At 63.5% G+C, this 22,427-nt stretch carries 20 protein-coding genes and 1 pseudogene; 8 read left to right on the top strand and 13 right to left on the bottom strand.

Annotation, left to right across the window (positions count from 1 at the left end; translation table 11 throughout):
- Nucleotides 1-217: 217 nt before the first annotated feature.
- Together BKX96_RS30085 and BKX96_RS30080 are read right to left on the bottom strand one after the other, a co-directional pair.
- On the bottom strand, nucleotides 218-1,576 hold the full coding sequence (locus BKX96_RS30085; RefSeq protein WP_077186237.1) for an amidase: 1,359 nt from the start codon (nucleotides 1,574-1,576) through the stop codon (nucleotides 218-220).
- Between the two features lie 13 nt (nucleotides 1,577-1,589).
- Nucleotides 1,590-2,921, bottom strand: coding sequence for an MFS transporter (locus BKX96_RS30080; protein ID WP_046817787.1), 1,332 nt, complete (start codon nucleotides 2,919-2,921; stop codon nucleotides 1,590-1,592).
- Nucleotides 2,922-3,133: 212 nt separating this feature from the next.
- On the opposite strand from BKX96_RS30080, the gene BKX96_RS30075 reads away from it, so the two are divergent.
- Nucleotides 3,134-4,174 (top strand): LacI family DNA-binding transcriptional regulator, encoded by a 1,041-nt coding sequence (locus tag BKX96_RS30075; RefSeq protein ID WP_077186236.1) that lies wholly within the window; start codon nucleotides 3,134-3,136, stop codon nucleotides 4,172-4,174.
- Here the strand turns inward: BKX96_RS30075 and BKX96_RS33665 are convergent.
- Together BKX96_RS33665 and csiR are read right to left on the bottom strand one after the other, a co-directional pair.
- Nucleotides 4,171-4,281 (bottom strand): annotated as a pseudogene (locus BKX96_RS33665) (DUF6124 family protein); the annotation flags it as partial. The gene BKX96_RS30075 and the pseudogene BKX96_RS33665 overlap by 4 nt on opposite strands.
- A 331-nt stretch (nucleotides 4,282-4,612) precedes the next feature.
- Nucleotides 4,613-5,308, bottom strand: a complete 696-nt coding sequence (gene csiR / locus BKX96_RS30070; RefSeq protein WP_046817900.1) for a DNA-binding transcriptional regulator CsiR — start codon at nucleotides 5,306-5,308, stop codon at nucleotides 4,613-4,615.
- Between the two features lie 194 nt (nucleotides 5,309-5,502).
- On the opposite strand from csiR, the gene glaH reads away from it, so the two are divergent.
- From glaH to gabD, 3 genes are all read left to right on the top strand, one after another.
- Entirely contained in the window at nucleotides 5,503-6,480 is a 978-nt protein-coding gene (glaH, locus tag BKX96_RS30065) for a glutarate dioxygenase GlaH (RefSeq protein ID WP_046817785.1), read from the top strand.
- Nucleotides 6,481-6,543: 63 nt separating this feature from the next.
- Nucleotides 6,544-7,812, top strand: coding sequence for an L-2-hydroxyglutarate dehydrogenase (gene lhgD / locus BKX96_RS30060; protein ID WP_077186298.1), 1,269 nt, complete (start codon nucleotides 6,544-6,546; stop codon nucleotides 7,810-7,812).
- Between the two features lie 12 nt (nucleotides 7,813-7,824).
- Entirely contained in the window at nucleotides 7,825-9,273 is a 1,449-nt protein-coding gene (gene gabD / locus BKX96_RS30055; protein WP_077186235.1) for an NADP-dependent succinate-semialdehyde dehydrogenase, read from the top strand.
- 51 nt (nucleotides 9,274-9,324) lie between these two features.
- Here gabD and BKX96_RS30050 read toward each other — a convergent pair whose 3' ends face one another.
- The 3 genes from BKX96_RS30050 to BKX96_RS30040 all read right to left on the bottom strand — a co-directional run bounded on the left by BKX96_RS30050 (nucleotide 9,325) and on the right by BKX96_RS30040 (nucleotide 11,660).
- A complete protein-coding gene (locus tag BKX96_RS30050) occupies nucleotides 9,325-9,993 on the bottom strand; it encodes a TetR/AcrR family transcriptional regulator (protein ID WP_046817783.1) in 669 nt (222 codons plus the stop codon).
- A gap of 81 nt (nucleotides 9,994-10,074) precedes the next feature.
- Nucleotides 10,075-10,512 carry an acyl-CoA thioesterase gene (locus BKX96_RS30045; protein WP_046817782.1) on the bottom strand — a complete coding sequence of 146 codons (438 nt, stop codon included), beginning with the start codon at nucleotides 10,510-10,512 and terminating at the stop codon, nucleotides 10,075-10,077.
- Nucleotides 10,509-11,660 carry an iron-containing alcohol dehydrogenase gene (locus tag BKX96_RS30040; protein WP_077186234.1) on the bottom strand — a complete coding sequence of 384 codons (1,152 nt, stop codon included), beginning with the start codon at nucleotides 11,658-11,660 and terminating at the stop codon, nucleotides 10,509-10,511. The genes BKX96_RS30045 and BKX96_RS30040 overlap by 4 nt, the downstream gene beginning before the upstream one ends.
- A 357-nt stretch (nucleotides 11,661-12,017) precedes the next feature.
- On the opposite strand from BKX96_RS30040, the gene BKX96_RS30035 reads away from it, so the two are divergent.
- From BKX96_RS30035 to BKX96_RS30020, 4 genes are all read left to right on the top strand, one after another.
- Nucleotides 12,018-13,457 carry a phenylacetate--CoA ligase family protein gene (locus BKX96_RS30035; RefSeq protein WP_077186233.1) on the top strand — a complete coding sequence of 480 codons (1,440 nt, stop codon included), beginning with the start codon at nucleotides 12,018-12,020 and terminating at the stop codon, nucleotides 13,455-13,457.
- Nucleotides 13,458-13,461: 4 nt separating this feature from the next.
- Nucleotides 13,462-14,919 (top strand): acyl-CoA reductase, encoded by a 1,458-nt coding sequence (locus BKX96_RS30030; protein WP_046817779.1) that lies wholly within the window; start codon nucleotides 13,462-13,464, stop codon nucleotides 14,917-14,919.
- Nucleotides 14,920-14,978: 59 nt separating this feature from the next.
- Nucleotides 14,979-16,037, top strand: coding sequence for an NAD(P)-dependent alcohol dehydrogenase (locus BKX96_RS30025; protein WP_046817778.1), 1,059 nt, complete (start codon nucleotides 14,979-14,981; stop codon nucleotides 16,035-16,037).
- A 127-nt stretch (nucleotides 16,038-16,164) separates the two neighbouring features.
- Nucleotides 16,165-17,172 (top strand): zinc-dependent alcohol dehydrogenase family protein, encoded by a 1,008-nt coding sequence (locus tag BKX96_RS30020; RefSeq protein WP_077186232.1) that lies wholly within the window; start codon nucleotides 16,165-16,167, stop codon nucleotides 17,170-17,172.
- 142 nt (nucleotides 17,173-17,314) lie between these two features.
- Here the strand turns inward: BKX96_RS30020 and BKX96_RS30015 are convergent, their stop codons facing one another.
- From BKX96_RS30015 to BKX96_RS29990, 6 genes are read right to left on the bottom strand one after another with little or no spacing between them, the layout of a single operon-like run.
- Nucleotides 17,315-18,145 (bottom strand): SDR family NAD(P)-dependent oxidoreductase, encoded by an 831-nt coding sequence (locus tag BKX96_RS30015; RefSeq protein WP_046817898.1) that lies wholly within the window; start codon nucleotides 18,143-18,145, stop codon nucleotides 17,315-17,317.
- Nucleotides 18,146-18,202: 57 nt separating this feature from the next.
- Nucleotides 18,203-18,982, bottom strand: coding sequence for an SDR family NAD(P)-dependent oxidoreductase (locus tag BKX96_RS30010; RefSeq protein ID WP_077186231.1), 780 nt, complete (start codon nucleotides 18,980-18,982; stop codon nucleotides 18,203-18,205).
- Nucleotides 18,982-20,154, bottom strand: coding sequence for an acyl-CoA dehydrogenase family protein (locus BKX96_RS30005; protein ID WP_046817775.1), 1,173 nt, complete (start codon nucleotides 20,152-20,154; stop codon nucleotides 18,982-18,984). Before BKX96_RS30005 ends, BKX96_RS30010 begins: the two co-directional genes overlap by 1 nt.
- Nucleotides 20,155-20,176: 22 nt before the next feature.
- Nucleotides 20,177-20,890, bottom strand: a complete 714-nt coding sequence (locus tag BKX96_RS30000; protein WP_077186230.1) for a histidine phosphatase family protein — start codon at nucleotides 20,888-20,890, stop codon at nucleotides 20,177-20,179.
- Nucleotides 20,887-21,252, bottom strand: a complete 366-nt coding sequence (locus BKX96_RS29995; RefSeq protein ID WP_046817773.1) for a DUF6285 domain-containing protein — start codon at nucleotides 21,250-21,252, stop codon at nucleotides 20,887-20,889. Before BKX96_RS29995 ends, BKX96_RS30000 begins: the two co-directional genes overlap by 4 nt.
- Nucleotides 21,249-22,307: a phosphotransferase family protein gene (locus tag BKX96_RS29990; protein ID WP_046817772.1), complete on the bottom strand. Its 1,059-nt coding sequence runs from the start codon at nucleotides 22,305-22,307 to the stop codon at nucleotides 21,249-21,251. Before BKX96_RS29990 ends, BKX96_RS29995 begins: the two co-directional genes overlap by 4 nt.
- Between the last annotated feature and the right edge of the window lie 120 nt (nucleotides 22,308-22,427).

Genomic DNA, 22,427 nt, shown 5'->3' with positions numbered 1-22,427 from the left:
CCGTAGGGCGCTTGTGTTCCGGCAGATGGGACCGCGTTATCGTTCATCGCTGGCAAGCCAGCGCCTACAGGTTCAGCGTCGTACACAAATTTGCGGTTTAGCGCGGACACTGTGGGAGCGGGCTTGCCCGCGATAACGATAGACCAGACACCAAAAATCGCAGATCTGTTAACCCTCTGGACTCACAAAAAACGCCCGCGCGCTATCTTCCGTCAACTCAACAGGCGAGCACGAACAACTGCTCCAACACCCGCAACAATCGATCATCCTCTCCCGCGGCACCCATCACCTGCAGCCCCACCGGCATCCCCCTCACCTGCCCCACCGGCAGGCTGATCGCAGGCAGGCCGGTGAGGTTCCAGGCACTGGTGTAGCTGAGCACCGCGGCGCGCACGTCGATGTCCTGCCCGCCGACCCGGACCTCGCGGGCATCCACCGCTGTCGCGGTGATCGGCACGCTGGGCGAGACCAGCAAGTCATAGCGCTCGAACAGGTTCGCCATCGCCGCTTTGAACCGGGCTTGGGCAGCCTGTGCGCGAATGTATTGCCAGCCCCTGACTTCACGGGACACTTCGAGGCGCTCGCGTACCTCCTGCTCGAACGTGTGCGGTGCATCCCGCATGCGTTCGGCATGCACCTCGAAGGCCTCGGCGCGTTGCAGCACCAACAAGGTGTCTTTCATGGCGGCCGCCAGCGGCTGCAGTTCGGCTGTCTCCTCCAGGGCCTCGCCGAACAGCTGCTGCGCGGCCTGGTAGACCTGCCGATCCAGTTCGGCGTCGACCGGGCCGAAGCTGCCGCTGGTGATCCAGCCGACCCGCAGCGGCCGAGAATATGTCCCCGGCGCACAGGCCCGCCCCGCCACCACTTCGAACAGCAGGCGCGCGTCCTCGATGTGGTTGGCGATCGGGCCTACGTGGTCGAGGCTCGACGCCAGCGGGAACACGCCGTCCAGCGGCACGCTGGCAAACGAGGGCTTGAACCCGACCGCCCCGCACAACGCCGCCGGAATCCGGATCGAGCCGCCGGTGTCGGTGCCCAGCGCCAGCGGCACCATGCCGCTGGCCACTGCCGCGGCGCTGCCGGCGCTGGAGCCGCCGGTGATGCAGGCGGCATCCCACGGGTTGCGCGCCGCGCCCTGCAGCGAACGGTCGCCGGTCGGGCCGTAGGCGAATTCGTGGGTCAGGGTCTTGCCGACAATCACCGCCCCGGCCTCACGCAGTCGTTGCACGCACAGCGCATCGCAGCTCGGCTGGAAGCCTTCGAAATGCGCCGAGCCATAGGTGGTGATGTAGTCGACCGTGTCGATGTTGTCTTTGACCGCCACCGGTATGCCGTGGAGCGGGCCCAGGTCCAGGCCCTGGGCGAACTGTTCGTCGGCCTTGCGCGCCTGGGCCAGTGCCACCGGCGCATCGACCTGGACGAAGGCGTTCAGGGTCGGGTTCAACCGCTCGATGCTGTCCAGGGCCGCTTGCGTCAGCTCGACGCAGGTCAAGCTGCCAGCGCGCAGGCCCTCGGCCAGCGCGACGACCGATTGCGCATAAAAATATCCAAGGTGAGTGGGCTTAGCCAGGCTCATACAAACGACTCCATCAAACCGCTGCGGGTATAGGGGAAGGGGCAACCTGGCGGCCGCCCGGGCGTACCATCAGCATCGCGCTCATGCCGACGGCCGTGGCCACCGCCGCCGCCACGAACATCGACGAGTAGCCGTAGCGCATGGTCAGGTAGCCGGTCAGCATTGGCGCGATGAACGACGCAGTGTTGGCGATGAAATGGGTCATGCCGCTATAGGCGCCAACCCGATTGGACGGCGCGGTGTCGATCACCACGGCCCAGTAGACCGAGTTGGGCAGCGCGTTGAGGGCGTTGGCCAGGGTCATCAGGGCGATCACGCCCCACACCGTCTCGGCCTGCGAGACCAGGATGAAGCACAGCGTGGTCAACAACAGGCTGGTCGCGGCCAGCCAGCTGCGCGCCACCTTGAGGTTGCCGGTGCGGCGCAGCAGCAGGTCGGAGATCTTGCCGCCCAGCAGCACGGTGAAGCAGGCGCCGGTCCACGGAATCATGCCCATGTACCACAGCGACGACAGGTTGTAGTGGAACTCGTCCTGCAGGTACTTGGGGGTCCAGGTCAGCAGCAGGAACGTCACGTAGACGAACGAGAAGTAACCGACCGCGTTGAGCAGCAGGTCCTTGTTCTTGAAGAAATGCCACACCGGCGCAACGCTGCTGGTTGGCGTCGAGGCATTGGCGGCCGCGGCGCGTTCCTGGCGCAGGAAGTCGCGCTCGGCCTTGGACACCCGTGGGTTCTCGTCCGGGGTGTTGGTGAAACGCGTCATGAAGAAAATCAACAGCGCCAGGCTGACCACGCCGAGCACCACGAACATGCTGCGCCAGTCGCCGGTCAGGGTTTGCAGGCCGACCGCCACCGGGGCCGTCAGCAGCGCGCCCAGCGGTGTGCTGAGCAGCCCCACCGAGACTACGAAGCCACGCTCCTTGGGCGTGGCCCAGTTGGCCACGCTCTTGTTGATCACCGAGTAGGCCGGGCCTTCGGCAAAGCCGAACAGCACGCGGATAGTGGCGAAACCGGCCATGGCCGAGCCGCCCATGAAGGCCAGCCCGAGGTCACCGGCAAACGCGGTGGCGATCTCGAAGATCGACCAGGTGGCCCCCGCAATCAACCAGATGCGCTTGGCGCCAAAACGGTCGGCCAGGATGCCGCCGATCAACGCACCGAGGATGTAGCCGTAACCGAAGTAACCCAGCACCTTGCCCCAGTCGGCCTTGTCGAAACCGTACTCGGGAAGAATGCTGGCCGAGGCATAGGAAATCGCGCCGCGATCAATGTAATTGAGCAGCGCCATCAGCATGATCAGGAAGAAAATCTGGTAGCGGAAAGACGGAATAGCGGGGCTGTTCATAGGATCTGACTCTTCAAAAATGATTGGCAGAAGTCAAAAAGTCGGCCGCGTCCGGCGTATTTTTATTGTCTTACCCAAACGTTTGGGTTGACGAAATGTAGTCATGGGAAAAGTTTTAGTCAATCGTTTGGGTAAAGGTTTATTTCCGGGGCGACGCTTCGATTGAGGTAGAATCGCGCGCTGAATAATGGACGGTTGGAAGCCCCCCAGACATGCCGAATCAATCTCGCCCCGCCACCCTGAAGTCCATGGCGACTGCACTGGGGTTGCACGTTTCCACGGTGTCACGGGTGCTCAATGGCGACCCGACCGGGGTTGAGCGAGCGGCATCGGCCGAGGTGGTGGCGCGCATCCGCGCCTTGGCCAAGGAGCTGGACTATCGGCCGAACACCCAGGCCTCCAACCTGAAATTGCGCAAGAGCCAGGAAATCTGCGTGCTCATGCCGCGCCTTACTGACCTGGTGATGGCGACCATTTATGACAGCATCGACAGCGCCGCCGAACAGGCCGGCTACCTCACCTTCGTGTCCAATACCGACGACCAGCAGCCACGCCAGATGGCCCGTGCCGAACACGCCTTGCGCCGCTCGGTGGCCGGGCTGATCGTCGGTGACTCCCACGTCGGTGAAACCCAGCCCCTGCTCGACCTGCTGGCGCGCAAGCACATCCCCTACGTGCTGGTCAGCCGGCAAATTGCCGGACACCTGACGGCGGCCAGCGACGACGAACTGGGCGGCTGGCTGGCGGCCGAGCACCTGTATCGACTGGGCTGTCGCGACGTGGCGATTCTCGCGGGCGAACGGCATGCGTCCACCGGCGCTGATCGCACCCGCGGCTTCATCCGCTACTACCGCGAGCAAGGCCTCAGCCTGCGCCCGGAGTGGATCCTCAATGGTCCTTTTGACAGCCACACCGGCCACCAGCAAGGCGAATACCTGCTGGGACTCAACCCGCGCCCGCAAGCATTTTTTGCGGTCAACGACTTCCTCGCCATTGGCCTGATGGGCGCCGCCCGCGACAAAGGCCTGCAGCCGGGCAAGGACATAGCCGTGGTCGGCTACAACGACATCCCCCTGGCCAACGAACTGATCGTGCCCCTGACCAGCGTGCGCCTGCCGCTGGCACAGATGGGCCGGCATGCGGTTGAGCTGCTGCTCAAGCGCATCAATGGTGAGAGCGTCGAGTCGATCATCCTGACGCCGCAGTTGCAGGTGCGGGCGAGTTCCTCGTTGTCACAGCCTGCGATCTTTTAAGGCGGATCAATCTGATCCAGCACCCGATTCGCCGTGATCTCCGCCAGCATGATGCTGTTGCTGATACCCAGCAGCGCATGGCGCGACCCACCGTCCAGTTGGTCCACTGCATGACAGATGCGCGCACAATCGGAGTTTTTCGCCGGGCTGCTAAACCCGATCACTGATGGGCAGTGACACGAATCAAGTTACCGAGCGACCCCCAAGGCGCACAAGCCGGCGGACTCTGGAGTAACCGTAGGCAACGACGCAAGACGCTGTGGCTTTCGGGACGTAACCTGGTGGGCGTTCAAACATGCTGCAAATTGCTCGCGAAAACCCTGCCAATAGCGACGGAACGCACATCCAACAGCATTCTGTCAGATTCCTGAAAGCTTGAGGGCATCACCAAGACTCCCGAAGCTGAGACCCTCAACGACCTCAATCACTCAGCAAAACTCAACCCCTCCCCCACCCACCCCTCTGCATCACCTCAACAATAATCGGCACCGGCGTCATCAAATGGCTACGCATCATGCTGCTCGCCCGAACGGCATCCCGAGCCAAAATCGCCTCAACCAACGCCGCATGCTCCTGACGCTTCAACGCCAGCGCTTCCTCGGAGAACACCGTTTGCGTCAACCACAAGTGCCGATAGCGCTCAGCCTGGTCGAACAGGTAGGTGCGCGCCTGCAGTAGATGCCGGGAGCCGCAGCCTGCGGCGATGGCGCTGTGGAAGGCCTTGTGGCGTTCGTCCCAGACGTCGAGCACTTTCTCGCGAGTGGTTACGTCCATGACTTTGGACAGGGTGTGGGACTGGGCGAGGATCTGGGCTTCCCAGGCGTCGTCGCCGCGTTCGATGGCCAGCCCGACGATCATGGCTTCGAGGTTGGCGCGGGCGTCGTAGATGTCCTGCATTTCGGCCAGTGACATGGGGGCGACCCGGTAGCCTTTCTGGCTGATGACCACCACCAGGTGTTCGGCCACCAGTTGTGACAGCGCTTCGCGCAGCGGGCCGACCCCCAGGTCGTAACGCTCCTTGAGCCCGCTCATAAGCAGTTTTTCACCGGGCTTGAAGGTGCCGCGGATGATGTCCAGTTTGAGCCGCTCATACCCACTGAACGCGGAGTTGAGCCTGGGGGTGGGGCTGTCCAAGGTGCTGCTCCAAACGTGCCAAACCCCCATCATACCCAAACATCTATCGATCGAAAAACAATCGACGAATATCTACTTTGTCGCTTATTTATTAAAATGTAGACATTTTTATCTTATGCCGATATTTTCCCTCTTGCCAGATCCAGACACACCGCTGGAAGGCGCCCTTCATTCCCTGCTGCCCCGGAGTTGCCATGAACGCCTTTACGCAAATTCAGGACCTTGTGCTGCCATTGCCATCGGAAACCAAGGGTTTCACCCTGTCCCCTTCCAGCCAGTCGCCACGCCTGCTTGAGCTGAAATTCCCCAGGGAAACGGTCGATGCGTTCATCGAGGCGGTGGCGCAATGGCCGGTGCAGGCTTTGGAGTACAAGTCGTTTCTGCGCTTCCGGGTCGCTCAGATCCTTGACGAGTTGTGTGAAGGCACCCTGCGCCCGGTGTTGATCAACACCATCCTCGATCGCGCCACTGGCGGCATGCTGATCACCCCTGAAGGGCTCGACGACGTGTCCCAGGCCGATGACATGGTCAAGTTCTCCTCGGCGGTGGCCCACCTGATCGGCCGCTCCAACTTCGATGCCATGAGCGGCCAGTTCTACGCGCGTTTTGTGGTGGTCAACACGGACAGCTCCGACAGCTACCTGCGCCAGCCCCACCGGGTGATGGAGTTGCACAACGACGGCACCTTCGTCCAGGAGCGTACCGACTACGTGATGATGATGAAGATCGACGAGCAGAACATGGAGGGCGGCAACTCCCTGCTGCTGCACCTGGATGACTGGGAAGACCTGCAGCATTACTACCGCCACCCACTGGCCCGCCGTGAAATGCGCTTCACCGCACCACCGAGCAAGAACGTGCGTGAAGACGTGTTCCACGCCGTGTTCGACAACGATGCGCAAGGCCGCCCGACCATGCGCTACATCGACCAGTTCGTGCAGCCGAGGGATTTCGAGGAAGGCATCTGGCTGAACGCGATGAGCGAATCCCTGGAAGGCAGTTCGCGCAAACTCTCGGTACCGGTACCGGTCGGCAGCTTCGTGCTGGTCAACAACATGTTCTGGCTGCACGGCCGTGACCGCTTCATCGCCCACCAAGGCCTGCGTCGCGAGCTGATGCGCCAGCGTGGTTACATCAGTTACCAGAAAACCTTGTACCAGCGCGGCCAGTAAGGTCTGCCAAGCGTGACGGTGCTACCTATAAAAACCTAATCCAGGCGGTGCAAGCGAATGGCTGTGTACGACTTCATCATCATCGGCGGCGGCATCGTGGGCATGTCCACGGCCATGCAACTGGCGCAGGTTTACCCGGAGGCCAAGATCCTCCTGCTGGAGAAAGAGTCCGGCCTGGCCCGGCACCAGACCGGCCACAACAGTGGCGTGATCCACGCCGGCGTCTACTACACCCCGGGCAGCCTGAAGGCGCGTTTCTGCCTGGAAGGCAACAAGGCCACCAAGGCCTTCTGCAACAAACACGGCATCCCGTACGACGAGTGCGGCAAGCTGCTGGTGGCCACCAACGAGCTGGAAATGGAGCGCATGCGCGCACTGTGGGAGCGCACCGCCGCCAATGGCATCAAGCGTGACTGGCTGACGGCCGCCGAACTACGTGAGCGTGAGCCGAACATCGTCGGCCTGGGCGGTATCTTCGTGCCTTCCAGCGGCATCGTGAACTACGCCAAGGTCACTGAGGCCATGGGCCGCGAGTTCGAGGCTGCCGGGGGTGAGATCCGCTACAACAGCGAAGTGGTCGCCATCGACGAGCGTGCGGACGAGGTGGTGGTGCGCAGCAAAGACCAGCAGCACCGCGGGCGTTTCCTCATCACCTGCTCGGGGCTGATGGCCGACCGTGTGGTGCGCATGCTCGGGGTCACGCCGAACTTCATCATCTGCCCGTTCCGGGGCGAGTATTACCTGCTGCCCAAGCAGCACAACCAGATCGTCAACCACCTGATCTATCCGATCCCGGACCCGTCCATGCCGTTCCTCGGCGTACACCTGACGCGCATGATCGACGGCACCGTCACCGTCGGCCCCAACGCGGTGCTGGCGATGAAGCGCGAAGGCTATCGCAAGACCGATTTCTCGCTGTCGGACATGGTCGAGACCCTAACCACCCCGGGCATTCTCAAGGTGCTGAAGAACAACCTGCGCCCGGGCCTGATCGAGATGAAAAATTCGCTGTTCAAGGGCGGCTACCTCAAGCAGGTGCAGAAGTATTGCCCGGGCATCGACAAGCGCGACCTCACTCCCTACCCCGCCGGTGTGCGCGCCCAGGCGGTGTCGCTGGACGGCAAATTGATCGACGACTTCCTGTTCGTCAACACCGCCCGCAGCGTCAGCGTCTGCAATGCCCCGTCGCCTGCCGCGACCTCCGCCATCCCGATCGGCGCCTACATCGTCGACAAGGTCCGCGAACAGCTGGCCAGCACCGGCGCCAGTTTCGTCAAACCCGCCAACCCGACCCGGTCCGCCACTGGAGCGGCCTGCGTCGCCACCCGATAAGAGGAATCAAGCGTGCAACTCAAGGATCCGCAACTGTTCCGCCAGCAAGCCTATATCGACGGTGCCTGGGTCGATGCCGACAACGGCCAGACCCTCAAGGTCAACAACCCGGCCACCGGTGAGATCATCGGCAGCGTGCCGAAGATGGGCGCCAGCGAGACCCGCCGAGCCATCGAAGCCGCCGACAAGGCGTTGCCGGCCTGGCGAGCCCTGACCGCCAAGGAGCGCGCCAACAAGCTGCGCAAGTGGTTCGACCTGATGCTGGCCAACCAGGAGGACCTGGCCCGCCTGATGACCCTCGAACAGGGCAAGCCGCTGAGCGAATCCCGTGGCGAAATCGCTTACGCCGCCTCCTTCCTGGAGTGGTTCGGTGAAGAAGCCAAACGCGTCTATGGCGACATGATTCCCGGTCACCAGGCCGACAAGCGCCTGATGGTGCTCAAGCAACCGATCGGTGTCACCGCGGCCATCACACCGTGGAACTTCCCGTCGGCGATGATCACCCGCAAGGCCGGCCCGGCCCTGGCCGCCGGTTGCACCATGGTCCTCAAGCCGGCCTCGCAAACCCCCTACTCGGCCCTCGCCCTGGCGGAACTGGCCGAGCGCGCCGGCATTCCCAAAGGCGTGTTCAGCGTGGTCACCGGCAGTGCCGGCGAAGTCGGCGCCGAGCTGACCGGCAACCCGCTGGTGCGCAAACTGAGCTTCACCGGCTCCACCGAGATCGGTCGCCAGCTGATGGTCGAGTGCGCAAAAGACATCAAGAAAGTCTCCCTGGAACTGGGCGGCAACGCGCCCTTCATCGTCTTCGATGACGCCGACCTGGACGCCGCGGTCGAGGGCGCGCTCGTCTCCAAGTATCGCAACAACGGCCAAACCTGTGTCTGCGCCAACCGCCTGTACATCCAAGACGGTGTCTACGACGCCTTCGTCGATAAGCTCACCGCGGCCGTGGCCCGGTTGAACATCGGCAACGGCCTGGAAAACGGCGTCACCACTGGCCCCCTGATCGACGCCAAGGCCATGGCCAAGGTCCAGGAACACATCGACGATGCCGTCAGCAAAGGTGCGCGCGTGGTCGCAGGCGGCAAGCCGCACGCCTTGGGCGGGACCTTCTTCGAGCCGACAGTGCTGGTGGATGTGCCGCGCAACGCCGCCGTCGCCCGGGAAGAAACCTTCGGCCCGCTGGCACCGCTGTTCCGCTTCAAGGACGAAGCCGATGTGATCGCCATGGCCAACGACACCGAGTTCGGCCTGGCGTCCTATTTCTACGCCCGCGACCTGAGCCGAGTGTTCCGGGTCGGTGAAGCGCTGGAGTACGGCATCGTCGGCGTCAACACCGGGATCATCTCCAACGAAGTGGCGCCGTTCGGTGGCATCAAGGCTTCGGGCCTGGGCCGCGAAGGGTCGAAATACGGCATCGAGGACTACCTGGAAATCAAGTACCTGTGCATCGGCCTCTGAGTAACCTGGCCGGGTAACACCTGACGCCCCGCTTGCGGGGCGTCGCTGTTTTCACGGGTTCGGCTCGGTCAACAGCGCGTGGAGCATGCGCGCCATCATCCTCGGCGTGTCCTCCTCGGTGAGGTAGCCGGGTTTTTCCAGGAGTATGGCCCGTGGCAGTACCGACCAGGTCTGGTACACCAGAAACTCGGCCTTTTCCCGGTTCTTCACCTTGATTTCATCGGCGAAGCGTTTCATCAAGGCCGAACTGGCCGTGGCAGTCCAGAGTTGTTTGGCCTTGACCACATCCAGCCGCACCAGCTCGTCATAGTGGGTGGAGCGCACGCTGAAGGCCGGGTCGTAGAGGGTTTTCTTGTGGTGGGCGGCCAGCACGGCGCGCAAGGCCAGCAGAATCCCGTCCATCAGGCTGGTGCCCGGTGGCAGCGCCATGATGTCGGCGTACAGGCCGATGCGCGCTTCAGTGCGGTAGTCATCGAATATCGCCGCGATCAACGACTCCATGGTCGGGAAATACTCATAGATCGAGCTGATCGCCACCCCCGAGTCTTCGGCCAGGCGCATCGCGCTCAAGGCATCGCGCCCCTCGCTTTCGAGAATCTGCCGACCAGCCTGCTTCACGGCCGTGACCAGGGCGATCGAGCGCGCCTGGCGCGGTTCCTTGCGGGGCTGGGCCGGGATATCGACCTGCACGCCCGGCTTGTCAGAGGTGGGTTTGATCATGCTGTGCGCTCCAGAATGCTGCTCAACGCCACTGCGGCAGAACCACAAGCAGCACTCTGGAGTATGACCGAGCCGGCGCGCTTAGTCAGCGAGCCTGGCGAGTGCACGACGCACCGTGGGTGGGATGGGCACCGAGCGGTTGCTGGCGCGGTCGACGTACACATAGACGACATGGGTCGCGGCCGACGCCAGCTGTTCATCGTTGCGAAACAGCGCCAGCTCGTAGCGGGCGCTGCTGGTGCCCAGGCGGGATATTTTCATGCCGACCGTGATCACGTCAGGGAAGCCCATGGACGCAAAATAGTCGCACCCGGAATTGACGATCAAGCCGATCACCGGGCTCCTGGCGATGTCTAGGGTGCCCTGCTCGACCAGGAACGCCGTGATCGCTGACTCGCAATAGGAGTAATAGACCACGTTGTTCACATGCCCATAGGCGTCATTGTCACCGAAGCGCGTCGGCACCTGGCTGAAATGGCGGAACTCGTCCCGGCACGGGCGCCTGGTCTTGTGGCTCATAGGATCTCCCGGTAGATCGCGCGCACATCGGCCAGGCTCAGTTCCCGGGGATTATTGCCTAGCAGGCGCTGTTGTTTCATCGCATCGGTTGCCAGCGCCTCGATGTCGGACTCGACGATGCCCAGGTCACGCAAGCGGGTCGCCAGGCCCATTTCACCAGCAAGGGAGCCGAGGTAGTTGGCCAGGGTCGAGGCTTTTTCCCTATCGTGACCCTGGATGCCAGGCAGGACGATATCGGCCAGTTGCGCATACAGCGGCGCCACCGTCTCGAGGTTGAAGCGCATCACCGGCCCCAGTACCAGGGCGTTGGACAGGCCGTGGGGGATATGGAAACGGGCGCCGAGGGGATACGCCAGGGCGTGCACCGCCGCCACCGGCGCGTTGGCGAAAGCCATGCCCGCCAGGCAGGCACCAAGCAACATGTTCTCCCGCGCCTGCAGGTTGGTACCGTCGACGCAGGCCTGGAACAGGCTGCCGGACAACAGGCGCAGCGCCTCCCGAGCCAGGCAATCGGAGATTGGGTTCTTCAGGTTTTTGGTGGTATAGGCCTCGATGGCATGGACCACGGCATCGATACCGGTCGCCGCCGTGACGTGCGCGGGCAGACCAAGGGTCAGCCCGGCGTCGAGCACCGCCAGGTCAGGCAACAGCATCGGCGAGTAGACCACGTTCTTCTCACCGGCACCGGTGGTCACCACCGACACCGAGGTCACTTCCGAACCGGTCCCCGCAGTGGTCGGCACCAGGATCAGTGGGAGGCGCGGGCCCTTGGCCTGGTCGATGCCATACACCTGGGTCAGGGACTCGCCACTGCGCGCCAGCAGCGCGGCCAGCTTGGCGGCATCCAGCGAACTGCCACCACCGAGCCCCACCACGCAGTCAGCGTTACAGGCTTTGGCCGCATCCACCGCGGCGAGGATCACCGACTCTGGCGGGTCGGCCTGGACCTGGGAAAACACGCTGACAGCGATCTCTTGGCTTTCGAGGCCTTTGAGCACCGCCTCCAGCAGTCCGGCGGCGATAACCCCGGCATCGGTCACCAGCAGCACCGACTTGCAACCCCTGGCACGAACATGCTCGGCGAGCCGGGTCGAGGCACCGCGTTCGATGATCATTGATGGCGTGGTCTGAAATACCATTTTCAACATGGAAGCCTCACGAATAGGTGAAATGCACCGGGTTTTTCTGGCGATTGCAAAGCACTGGTTGCCTCATAAACAGCGGTCTGAGTGGCAGCCCAGTGCCCCGTCGACAGGGCTGAGAGAGACCGAGTGTATGCCAGCAAACCGGCTGTTCCCGACTGAAATCCGCTGCCCCGTGCCGAATCCGGAATGACCTCCACCGGCATCACAAAAGTTCATTTTTTTACTATATATTTCAATAACTTAAGCCATATCCGCAAATACCAGAATCCGGAACAAAACCCGACTCGGCCTCCCCATACTTGAGCCACACCCTCCCCCCGGCCTCGCCGGTTCCCCACTAGTCGAGTAGCGAGCCAGACAATGCCCACTGCACAACTGTCGATAGAACAAAAAACCCAGCAGCTGCTGAACAACCCGGCAGAGTTGGTCAACTATTCCCAGCACGCCTGGAACCATTTGCCCCGCGCGGAAATCGACGCGCTGCAGCTCAATGCCCTCAAGCAACGCTTCGCCGAACTGCGCGAGCGCATCCCGGTCCTCAAGAAACTCGCCGACGCCCAGGGCGTGGACAAGATCGAGCAACTCGACGACGTGGTGCCGCTGCTGTTCGAACACACCGTCTACAAGTCCTACCCGCCATCGTTGCTGGAAAAACGCAGCTTCGCCCAGATCAACAAGTGGCTGGGCAAGCTGGTGACGCCGGAGGTGGCAGAGGCCATCGCCGCGGTCAATGTCAGCGATTGCCAGGGCCTGGACGACTGGTTCGAAACCATGGACGAAGGCGTGCCGCAACTGCGCATCAGCCACACCTCGGGCACGTCCGGCACCCTGTCGTTCCTGCCCCAGGGCGTGCACGAGTGGGACAAGTTCGCGCAACTGCGCAAGATGATGGTGTGGAACATGGACGGCCCGGACACCCCGGAACCCAACCTGCACACCATCTACCCCTACTACCGCAAGGGTTACCTGAGCCATGTGCGCGTCCACGCGGCGATGATTCCGGCGCTGTTGCCCCACGAATCGCATTTCCATGCGGCGTACCCGACCACCCTCAGCACCGACGTGCTGCACCTGGGCGCCAAGCTGCGCGCGGCACAGGCCAAGGGCACCCTCGATCGCCTGGTGATCAGCCCGGAACTGCTGGAAAAGAAAAAGGCGTTCGACCAGTTGCAGGCCGAGATGCCCCAGCACCTGGCCACCTTCTTCGATCACATGTCGACCCAGCTCAAGGGCCAGCGCGTGTACATCGGCGCCACCTGGAACCTGCTCCACAGCATGGCCAAGGCCGGCCTTGAGCGCGGCCTGGAAGGCGTCTTTCACCCTGAGTCGTTCGTGCACACCGCCGGTGGCGGCAAGGGCGTGGTGCAACCCGAAGGCTGGCGCGAAGACGTGCTGCGCTTTACCGGTGCCAAGACCCTCAACGAATCCTATGCCATGTCCGAGATCGTCGGCGGTGCCCATGCCGTTTGCGAAGAGGGCCATTTCCACTTCGCCCCCACCGTCATCCCTTACCTGCTCGACCCGCAGACCAGCAAGCCGCTGCCGCGCCATGGTCGCGTGACGGGCCGTGCGGCGTTCTTCGACCTCGGCGCGGAAATCCGTTGGGGCGGTTTCATCACCGGCGACGAGATCACCGTCGAATGGGACAAGCCCTGCGCCTGTGGTCGGCCGAGTTGCTACGTAGTCGGGCCGATCCAGCGTTACAGCGAACTCAATGGCGGCGACGACAAGATCACCTGCGCCGCCACCGAAGACTCCCATCGCCAGGCGATGGATTTCCTGAACACATTAGAGGGTTAACCCAATGAGCAAACCCATTGCGCCAATGATCATCCGTGGCAAAGTCATCACCGACAACCTGATCGACGTCGGCGGTCGTGGCGGCGACCTGATCTTCCAGACCCCGGATGCGCACAAGTACATCGACCAACTGCCGCTGGGTAACCCGGCGAAGCTGGCCGACCTGTACACGCTCACGTTCAAGGACATCCTCGACTATTGCGAAGCCCTCGGTGAACGCCTGGAATTCCACCAGAACCCCTACCTGCAGGAAGCCTGCGAGCTGTCGTACCTGACGGCGCCGGTCACCCCGAGCATGGTCAAGGGCAGCTACATGGGGCTGCGCCACATGCTCACCCGTGAGTCCGTCACCGAACAGGTGGAGAACTCGGTAGGCGTCAAATACCTGGAAGGCTGGGTCAAGCAGCGCTTGATCGACGGCACCGAGCTGGACGTGCGCTGCTTCGGCGCCCGCACCCTGCATATCGTCGCCGGCAACGCGACCGGCCTGTCGCTGCTGACCATCCTGCGCAACATGGTGCTGCGCAGCGATGCGATCATCAAGGCGCCGTCCAACGACCCGTTCACCGCCCTGGCCATCGCCCGCACCATGGTCGAGATGGCGCCGGACCACCCGCTGACCAAACACCTCAGCGTCGCCTACTGGAAAGGGGGCGACCAGGCCTTCGAAGAACGCCTGTACCAGCCGCAGAACCTGGAGAAAATCGTTGCCTGGGGCGGCTTCAATTCGATGAAGCACGTCACCCGCTACATCCAGCCGGGTCTTGAGCTGATCTCTCTCGACCCGAAACGCAGCGCCAGCATCATCGGCAAGGGCGCTTTCGACAGTGAAGAAACCATGCGCGAGGCCGCCCTGCGCCTAGCCAGCGACATCGGTGCACTGAACCAGAAAGCCTGCGTGTGCGCCCGGGTGGTCTACGTGCAAAGCGGCACCGACGAAGCCGGCCTGGCCAACCTCAACACCTTTGGCCGTTATGTCTACGACGCCATGCAAACCCTGCCCAACACCCTCAGCACCGTGCCCAAGCGCTACGACCAGGGGCTCAAGGCCGAAGTTGACGCCCTGCGCCTGGATGACGAGTGGTACCAGGTGATCGGTGGCCAGGACGGCGAAGGCGCGGTGATCTGCTCGCAGATTCCGGAGTCGGTGTCCTTCGCCGCCCGGCTCGACGACCGCACCGCCAACCTGGTGCCGGTCGACGACCTGCACGAGATGATGGACGCCGTGGACGCCTACACCCAGACCGTCGGCGTCTACCCGGAAAGCATCAAGGACGACCTCAAGGACATCCTGCCGCTGTATGGCGCGCAGCGCATCGTTTCCCTGGGCTACGCGGCAGGGCTGAAATGGGCCGGTCCCCAGGATTCCATCGAGCCACTGCGGCGCATGGGCAAGTGGATCGTCAACCAGATCGCAACGCCGGAAATGACCCCGGCGCCGTGGTTGCGCCCTTCCATCTGACGTCTCCTGTCCCCCGGGCTCTGGCCGGGGGGACGCATCGATTTCTACAGGACCAATCCATGACTACTTGCCTGGGATTTGCCGCCCATGAGGCCCACTCCGCCCTCGCGCCGTTTCGTTTCGAACGCCGGGCCCTGCGCGACGATGACGTCGCCATCGATATCGCCTATTGCGGTGTCTGCCATTCCGATGCCCATCAGGTGCACAACGACTGGAACAACACCGTCTATCCCATCGTGCCCGGCCACGAGATCGTTGGGCATGTGACGGCCGTGGGCCGTAACGTCAGCCGCTTCAAGGTCGGCGACCGGGTCGCCGTCGGTTGCCAGGTCGACAGCTGCCTGCAATGCGCCCCTTGCGCAGAACACCAGGAACAACTCTGCGTCCAGGGTCCGACGCCGACCTATAACGGCAAGGACCGTCACACCGGCGAGGTCACCTACGGTGGATATTCCGAGCACATTGTCGTGCGTGAGCAGTTCGTCCTGCGCATGCCCGAAAGCCTCGACCCGCGCTTCGCCGCGCCACTGCTGTGCGCCGGCATTACCGTATGGAACCCGATGCGCCGCTACGGCGTGGGCCAGGGTTCGAAAGTCGCGGTGGTGGGCCTTGGCGGGCTGGGGCATATGGCGGTGAAGCTGGCGGTGGCCCTCGGTGCCGAGGTGACCGTGATCACCACTTCACCGGGCAAGGCCGACGACGCCCGCGCCCTGGGTGCCACTCACGTACTGCTGTCCAACGATGCGCCAGCGATGTCGGCGGCGGCCAATGGCTTCGAGTTCATCATCGACACCATTCCCAGCCGGCACAACGTCAACCCCTACCTGATGCTGCTGGGGCGCAACGGCGTGCTGGTGCTGGTCGGGGCCATCGAACCCCTGGAACCGATCCACGGTGGCCTGCTGATCCGCAACAACCGCAGCATCGCCGGCTCGCTGATCGGTGGCATCCAGGCGATCCAGGAACTGCTGGATTTCTGCGCCGAACACCAGGTGCTGCCGAGCTGCGAAATGATCGACATCAAGGACATCAACAGGGCCTTCGACCGTCTGCAGAACAACGACGTGAAGTACCGCTTCGTGATCGACATGACCAGCCTGCGCGACGTCGTCCTGTAATGCAGCCCCACGCTGCGGTGCGCATCACCGCAGCGTCTTATTGAGGCAATATACTCGTGGTGGGCGCGGCCATCGTTGACCAACAATCTGCGCCTCTACCGTCACACGGACTGACTCGAGGATCCTCATGAAAGCCATTCAACTCCTGCATCCTGCTGGCCTGGACAACCTGCGCCTGGTCGACATGCCCGCCCCCGGCGCCCCCGCCGCCGGCGAGATCCAAGTGCGCATCCATGCCAGTTCGCTGAATTATCACGACCTCGGCGTCGTCACCGGCCACGCCCGCGCAGCAGACGGTCGCATCCCCATGTCCGACGGCGCCGGCGTGGTCACTGCCGTGGGCGAAGGCGTGACGGAATTCGCCGTGGGCGACCACGTGGTGTCGTGCTTTTTCCCACACTGGCAATCGGGTCGCGACGTGCCCACCACCTTCCAGACCGTACCGGGCGATGGCGTAGACGGCTTTGCCCGCGAGCTGGTCAACCTGCCCACCGAGGCCTTCACGCTGGCGCCCAAGGGCTACAGCCATGAAGAAGCCGCCACGCTGACCACCGCCGGCCTCACGGCCTGGCGGGCACTGGTGGTGGATGGGCGCATCCAGGCCGGCGACACCGTGCTGGTGCTGGGTACCGGTGGCGTGTCGATCGCGGCCCTGCAGATGGCCAGGTCCATGGGCGCGCGGGTGATTGCCACGACCTCGTCAGAGGCCAAGAAAGCGCACCTGCTGGAGCTGGGGGCCGATCAGGTCATCAACTACAAGGACCAACCGGAATGGGGTGATGCAGTGCTGGCCGCCACGGACGGGCGCGGTGCCGACATCGTGGTCGAAGTGGGTGGCCCCGGCACCCTGCCGCAATCAATCCGCGCCTGCGCGGCCGGCGGCCACATTGCGCTGATCGGCGTGCTCACCGGCATCAGCGGCAGCGTTCCAACCCTGGAGTTGATGCGCAAGCAGCAGACCCTGCGCGGCCTGATCGTCGGCAGCCGCGAGCATCAGCGGGACATGGTACGCGCGCTGGAAAACTTCGACTGGCGCCCGGTCATCGACAGCCGCTATCCGCTGGAGCAGATTGCCGAGGCCTTTGCGCACCAGATCAGCGCCAGCCACTTTGGCAAGATCTGCCTGCAGTATTGAAGGGAGATTATTCCGCAGCTGCACCCGATCTACTGTAGGAGTTGGCTTGCCAGCGAAGGCGGCCTACCGGCCGACCTGATTGGGAACCGTACGCATCTCCCCCGCAGGAGCTGCCATTCTGTATGGGACAGGCCATGAGGTTTCAGCGTGAAGTCTTGCGCGGGCTGCGCTCCTCGAGAATGTCTGCCATGCGCTGCTCGATCAGGCCCTTGATCTTTTGATGGGGCAGGATGTAGAAACGCTTTTGCTTGACTGCATCGAGGGTGATCTGCGCGATGTCGGTGGCGCTGAGCTTACCGGCCTGGGTGGCCTTGCGGGTCTGCTCTTGGTACTTTTCTTTCAGCGGATTGGCGGCCGCCAGTTCCGCCGGGCGGTTGCGGCCGGCATCGGCGATGCCCGTCGAGACGAAGGCCGGGCACAGCACCGACACGCCGATCGATGCGTTTTCCTCCTGCAGTTCAAGCTGCAGGCATTCAGACATGGTCACCACGGCGTGCTTGGTTGCGCAATAAATGCCGTTGCCCGGAACCGACAGCAAACCAGCCACCGAGGCTGTATTGACGATGTGGCACTCATCCCCTTGCGCCAGCATGCGCGGCACAAAACTGCGAATGCCATGGGCAACGCCCATCACGTTGATGCCGATCATCCACGCCCAATCCTGCACGGTGGTGGTCCACATCGGGCCACCGACCAAGACTCCGGCGTTGTTGAACAGCAGGTGCGCGGCGCCAAAACGCTCGTAGGTCGTCGCCGCCAGTTGCTCGACCTGGTCAGCCTGGGCGACGTCACAGGTCTTGACCAACACTGGCGTGGCCGAGGGCAGCAACGCGAGGGTGCCCTGCAGGTTCTTCTCATCGATGTCGCTCAACACCAGGCGCATGCCTTCGTTGGCGCAGGCGATCGCCAGTTCGCGACCGAAGCCGCTGGCGGCGCCGGTGATCACGGCGACTTTGTCATGCAGTGCTTTCATGGGGATCTGACCGTCCTGTGGGTTCGAAAAAAGCGCGCGGCATTCGAAGAAATCCATCTACAGCGTGCTGCACAAGTGACCGGCATCCACGACGATCTCACTGCCGGTCATGCCGCGACCGGCGTGCGAGGCGAGCAGCAGCAAGGCGCCGTCCAGATCGGCCGGCGTACAGAAGCGCCGGGTGGGGATACGCGCGCGTAACTTCTCGCCCGCCTCACTGCGCAGGAAATCACTGTTGAGCTCGGTCATCACATAGCCGGGCGCGATAGAGTTGACCCGAATCTCATGCCGCGCCAGTTCCAGGGCCAGGGAGCGGGTCAAGTGGCTCAGGCCAGCCTTCGCCGCAATATAGGGGGTCAGGCTGCCGGCCACGCGGCTGGCGAGGATCGACGTGACGTTGATCAGGCTGCCGCCGCGCTGAACCTCGACCATGCGCCGCGCCACTTCCTGGGCGACGATCCAGGCGCCCTTGAGGTTAGTGTCCACCACCCGGTCCCAATCATCGTCGGTGTACGCCAGCACCGGCAGGCTGTCGCTGACGCCGGCGTTGTTGACCAGGATGTCCAGCGCGCCCATTTCTTCGCCGATCCGCCCCAGGCATTTGATGACCGATGCACGGTCGGTGACGTCCAGGGCGAAGGCCCGGGCGCGACCGCCCTCGCCTTCGATTTGCGCGACCAGGGTGTGCAGTTGCTCGACGCGTCGCGCCGCCACCGCCACTTCGGCGCCGGCCGCCGCCAGGGTGCGGGCGAAATGCCGGCCGAGGCCGCTGGAGGCACCAGTGACCAGGGCGCGCCGGCCGGTGAGATCAAACAGCTGAGTGATTGCAGCTTGCATCAGGAAAACTCCTTGTGTCCTTCGAGGATTTTTTTCGCCAGGCTCATGCGGTGCACCTCGCTTGGGCCGTCGTAGATACGGAACGGCCGGATGTCGCGGAAGATGCGCTCGACCACGGTTTCCCCGGTCACCCCGCGACCACCGAGAATCTGTACGCAGCGATCGACCACGTTCCACAAGGCTTCGGCACTCAGCACCTTGGTCATGCTCGACTCGACATTGCCGCGACCGCCTTCGTCCAACACCCAGGCGCAATGCCAGACGGCCAGGCGGGTGCTGTGCAGCGCCATCTGGTTGTCCGCCAGCATGAAGCCGACGCCCTGGTGCTCGCCCAGGGTCTTGCCAAACGAATCGCGGGTTCTCGCATAGTCGCAGGCGATATCGTGGGCCCGCCGGGCAGCGCCCAACCAACGCATGCAGTGAGTCAGCCGCGCGGGCGCCAGGCGCACTTGTGCATAACGAAAACCCTTGCCGATTTCGCCCAGCACATCGCTGGCGGGAATGCGCACATTCTCGAAACGCAGGACGGAATGACCGCCGGAGAAACAGCTGTCGAGGGTCTTGAGTTGCCGTTCGAGGATGATCCCGGGGGTGTTCATGTCCGCCAGGAACATGGTCGCCGAGCCGTCCTCCATGCGCGCCATTATGATTGCGAAGCCGGCACCGTCAGCCCCGGTGATCAGCCATTTGCGACCGCTGATGAGGTAGTCGTCGCCGTCACGCACGGCGACGGTCTGCAGCATCGACGGATCGGAACCGGCACCCGGCGCCGGCTCGGTCATGGCGAAGCAGGAGCGGATCCGGCCACTGACCAGGGGACGCAGCCAGCGATCTTTCTGCGCCGCGGTGGCCACCTCGTCCATCAGGTGGATGTTGCCTTCGTCCGGTGCGTGGATATTCAATGCGATGGGGCCCAGCGGCGAATAACCCGCCTCCTCGAAGACGATCGCCTTGGCGACGTGGCTCAGGCCTGCGCCGCCCATTTCGCGACTGGCGTGGGGGCACAACAGACCGGCCAGACGGGCCTTTTCCAGCAGCTCCTGGCGCAGGTCTTCGCTGGGGCCGTGAGACGTGTATCGCTCATCGGTTTCCATGGGGATCACCTGCTCGGCGATAAAGGCGCGGGTCTTTGCGCGCAGGTCCAGCAACTCTTGGGGAATGGTGAAGTTCATGGTGGTCCTGGGTTCTATTCAGTTAGGGGCGCTGTTCGGCGAGGGGCGCGAGCTGGGCGTGGATGCGCTCCATTACGGTTTGCCGCTGGCTTGCCTTGGGGAGATCGTAGGGGGTCAGGTTCACGACCCGGACGAACCGGCGCAGGATGCGACCGCCCTGCATGTCGACATCAATGATGTTCAGGCAGGCGTTGTCCTGCTCGAGGGCGGCGGCACAGCCGCGCGCGCCACCCAGGGCCCAGCCCAGCAACAGGCGGTTGACCGCGTCATGGCTGACCAGCATCAAGTGCTGCCAGTCGGGCTCGGAGAGGACTTGCTCGAAGCGGGCGAGGATGCGACTGTCAAAATCGCTCCAGCGTTCGCCGCCCATGAAGCAGCCTTCTGAGTCGGCGAAACTGTCGTAGGCGTAGCTGACCTGCTGCTGCAATTGCCCGGGGGCAATGTCGCGCAGGCGGCCGGCGCGCACTTCCCGCAACTGCGCGCACGCCTGCAGCTCGAGCGGGCGATCGCCCAGCAATAATTCGGCGGTCTGTCGGGCGCGCGGGTAATCGGAACACAGCGCACGGTCGAAACCGATGGGCGCCAGCACCTGCGCCAGCTGGCGCACCTGATCGACTCCAAGCCCGGAGAGCGGCACGCTGCGCGGGTCCAGCGGCTGGCCGTCGGGAGCGAAATAATCGACATGCCCATGACGGACCAGATAGCAACGCCGACGATGTAGGGTTGCTGTGCTCATTCGGCGAGCCCCTTCGGATTGCTGATCGACAGCCGCGCCCGGGTGATCGCCGAGAGCGCCGCGAACAGCTGCTCCTGATCACTCCCCGGCGCATCGAATCGTCCTTGGCGAATGGCCTGGCACAGGGCTTGGCGAGCCTCATCAAGGGATGCCCCGCCAACGTCCGGCAGCGCTGCCAGCAGCAGAGTCTCGGCGGCATCCGCCGCCTCGCCGTCACTGCATTCGCGCCGGGCAATCGCCATGGCATTGGCCACCATCAGCGCCTGATAGCGCAGGTTGGAAGGTAACTGCGGCAATAATTCATCGAGCAGGGTCTGTCGGGCAATCGCCAGCAGCTCTGTGGCATCGGGGCGGATGTTCATCGGCGCAGCCCTCCGGTCAAACGCAACAGGTCCTGTTCCAGTTCAGGAATCAGCCTTCCGGTCAGGGCCAGTTCCAGCGAAGGCTCCTCACCGGACAGATGACGCTGGGCCTGCTGCTGGGCGATGACTGCCCAACGCAAGGTGGCCATGACCTGCCAGAACACCAGCTCGTCACGCTCGATTACGAGCGGCGAGACTTCGCGGTAGCCGCGCAGGAAATGCTCCAGGGTGCCGATACCCCCACCCTCCAGGTCAGGCCGGGCGAAGCGCCAGCAACGGGCGGTGAACCAGCCGATGTCCTGGCGCGGATCGCCCCAACCGGTGAATTCCCAATCCAGTACCGCCTGCAGCCTGCCGGCCTCGGCCAGGTAATTGCCGGTGCGAAAGTCGCCGTGCAGCAGACACAGGTCGGTACTGTCCGGCGAGTGCGATTCACACCAGCGCAGCGCCCACTCCAGCACGGGCTCGTTTACCTCGAGGCGGTCGAGTACGCCACGCTGGGCATCGATGGTGGCTTGCACCGAGACCTGCCGGGGATCGCCCAGGAACTCAAGCCGCGCCTGGGCAGGCGCGATGCGATGGATTCGCGCCAGGTTGGCACCCAGTTCCGCCACCAACTGCGGATCGCCTTCAGCACCCAGCTGACCGGTGAGCCTGTGGCCGGCCGTGATGCCGGACACCCACTGCATGATGAAAAATGCGCGGCCGTGCATCGCGGTGTCATCGCACAGCCAGAGTGGCCGAGGCACCTTGACGCCGGCCTGGTGGACTGCGCTCAACACAGCGAATTCCTCAGCGCGGCTCAGGCTCCCTTGCACCACCGATTGCGCGTCGCTGCGCAGCACCCAGCGCTGGCGTCCGGCATGGGCGCCGCCCTCCACGTTGACGTCGAGCAACCAGTTCTCCTGTATAGCACCGCCAGACAGGCGCTGCTGATGCTCAACGCTGACTCGCTGCGCGCCAGCCTGGCGGCAAAGGAAGGCTTCAAGCCGATTTTTCTTTAGCTGTTCTTCGGCCTGCGGCTTTGTCGCCGCGGCTGCATTCGGTCCACTCATGTGTCGCCGCACCTGATTTTTGTTGGATGTGTAGATAACAGTCATGGAGCAATTGCCGGGCCAGTTTCCCCGTGCATCGCTCTCCCCCTTATGCAGTGGGGCCTGCAGCCATTCTTGGCA

Origin of the sequence: Pseudomonas putida (assembly GCF_001976065.1) — a bacterium.
Lineage (GTDB): Bacteria > Pseudomonadota > Gammaproteobacteria > Pseudomonadales > Pseudomonadaceae > Aquipseudomonas > Aquipseudomonas serbica.
This window is presented reverse-complemented; position numbering and strand designations above follow the sequence as displayed.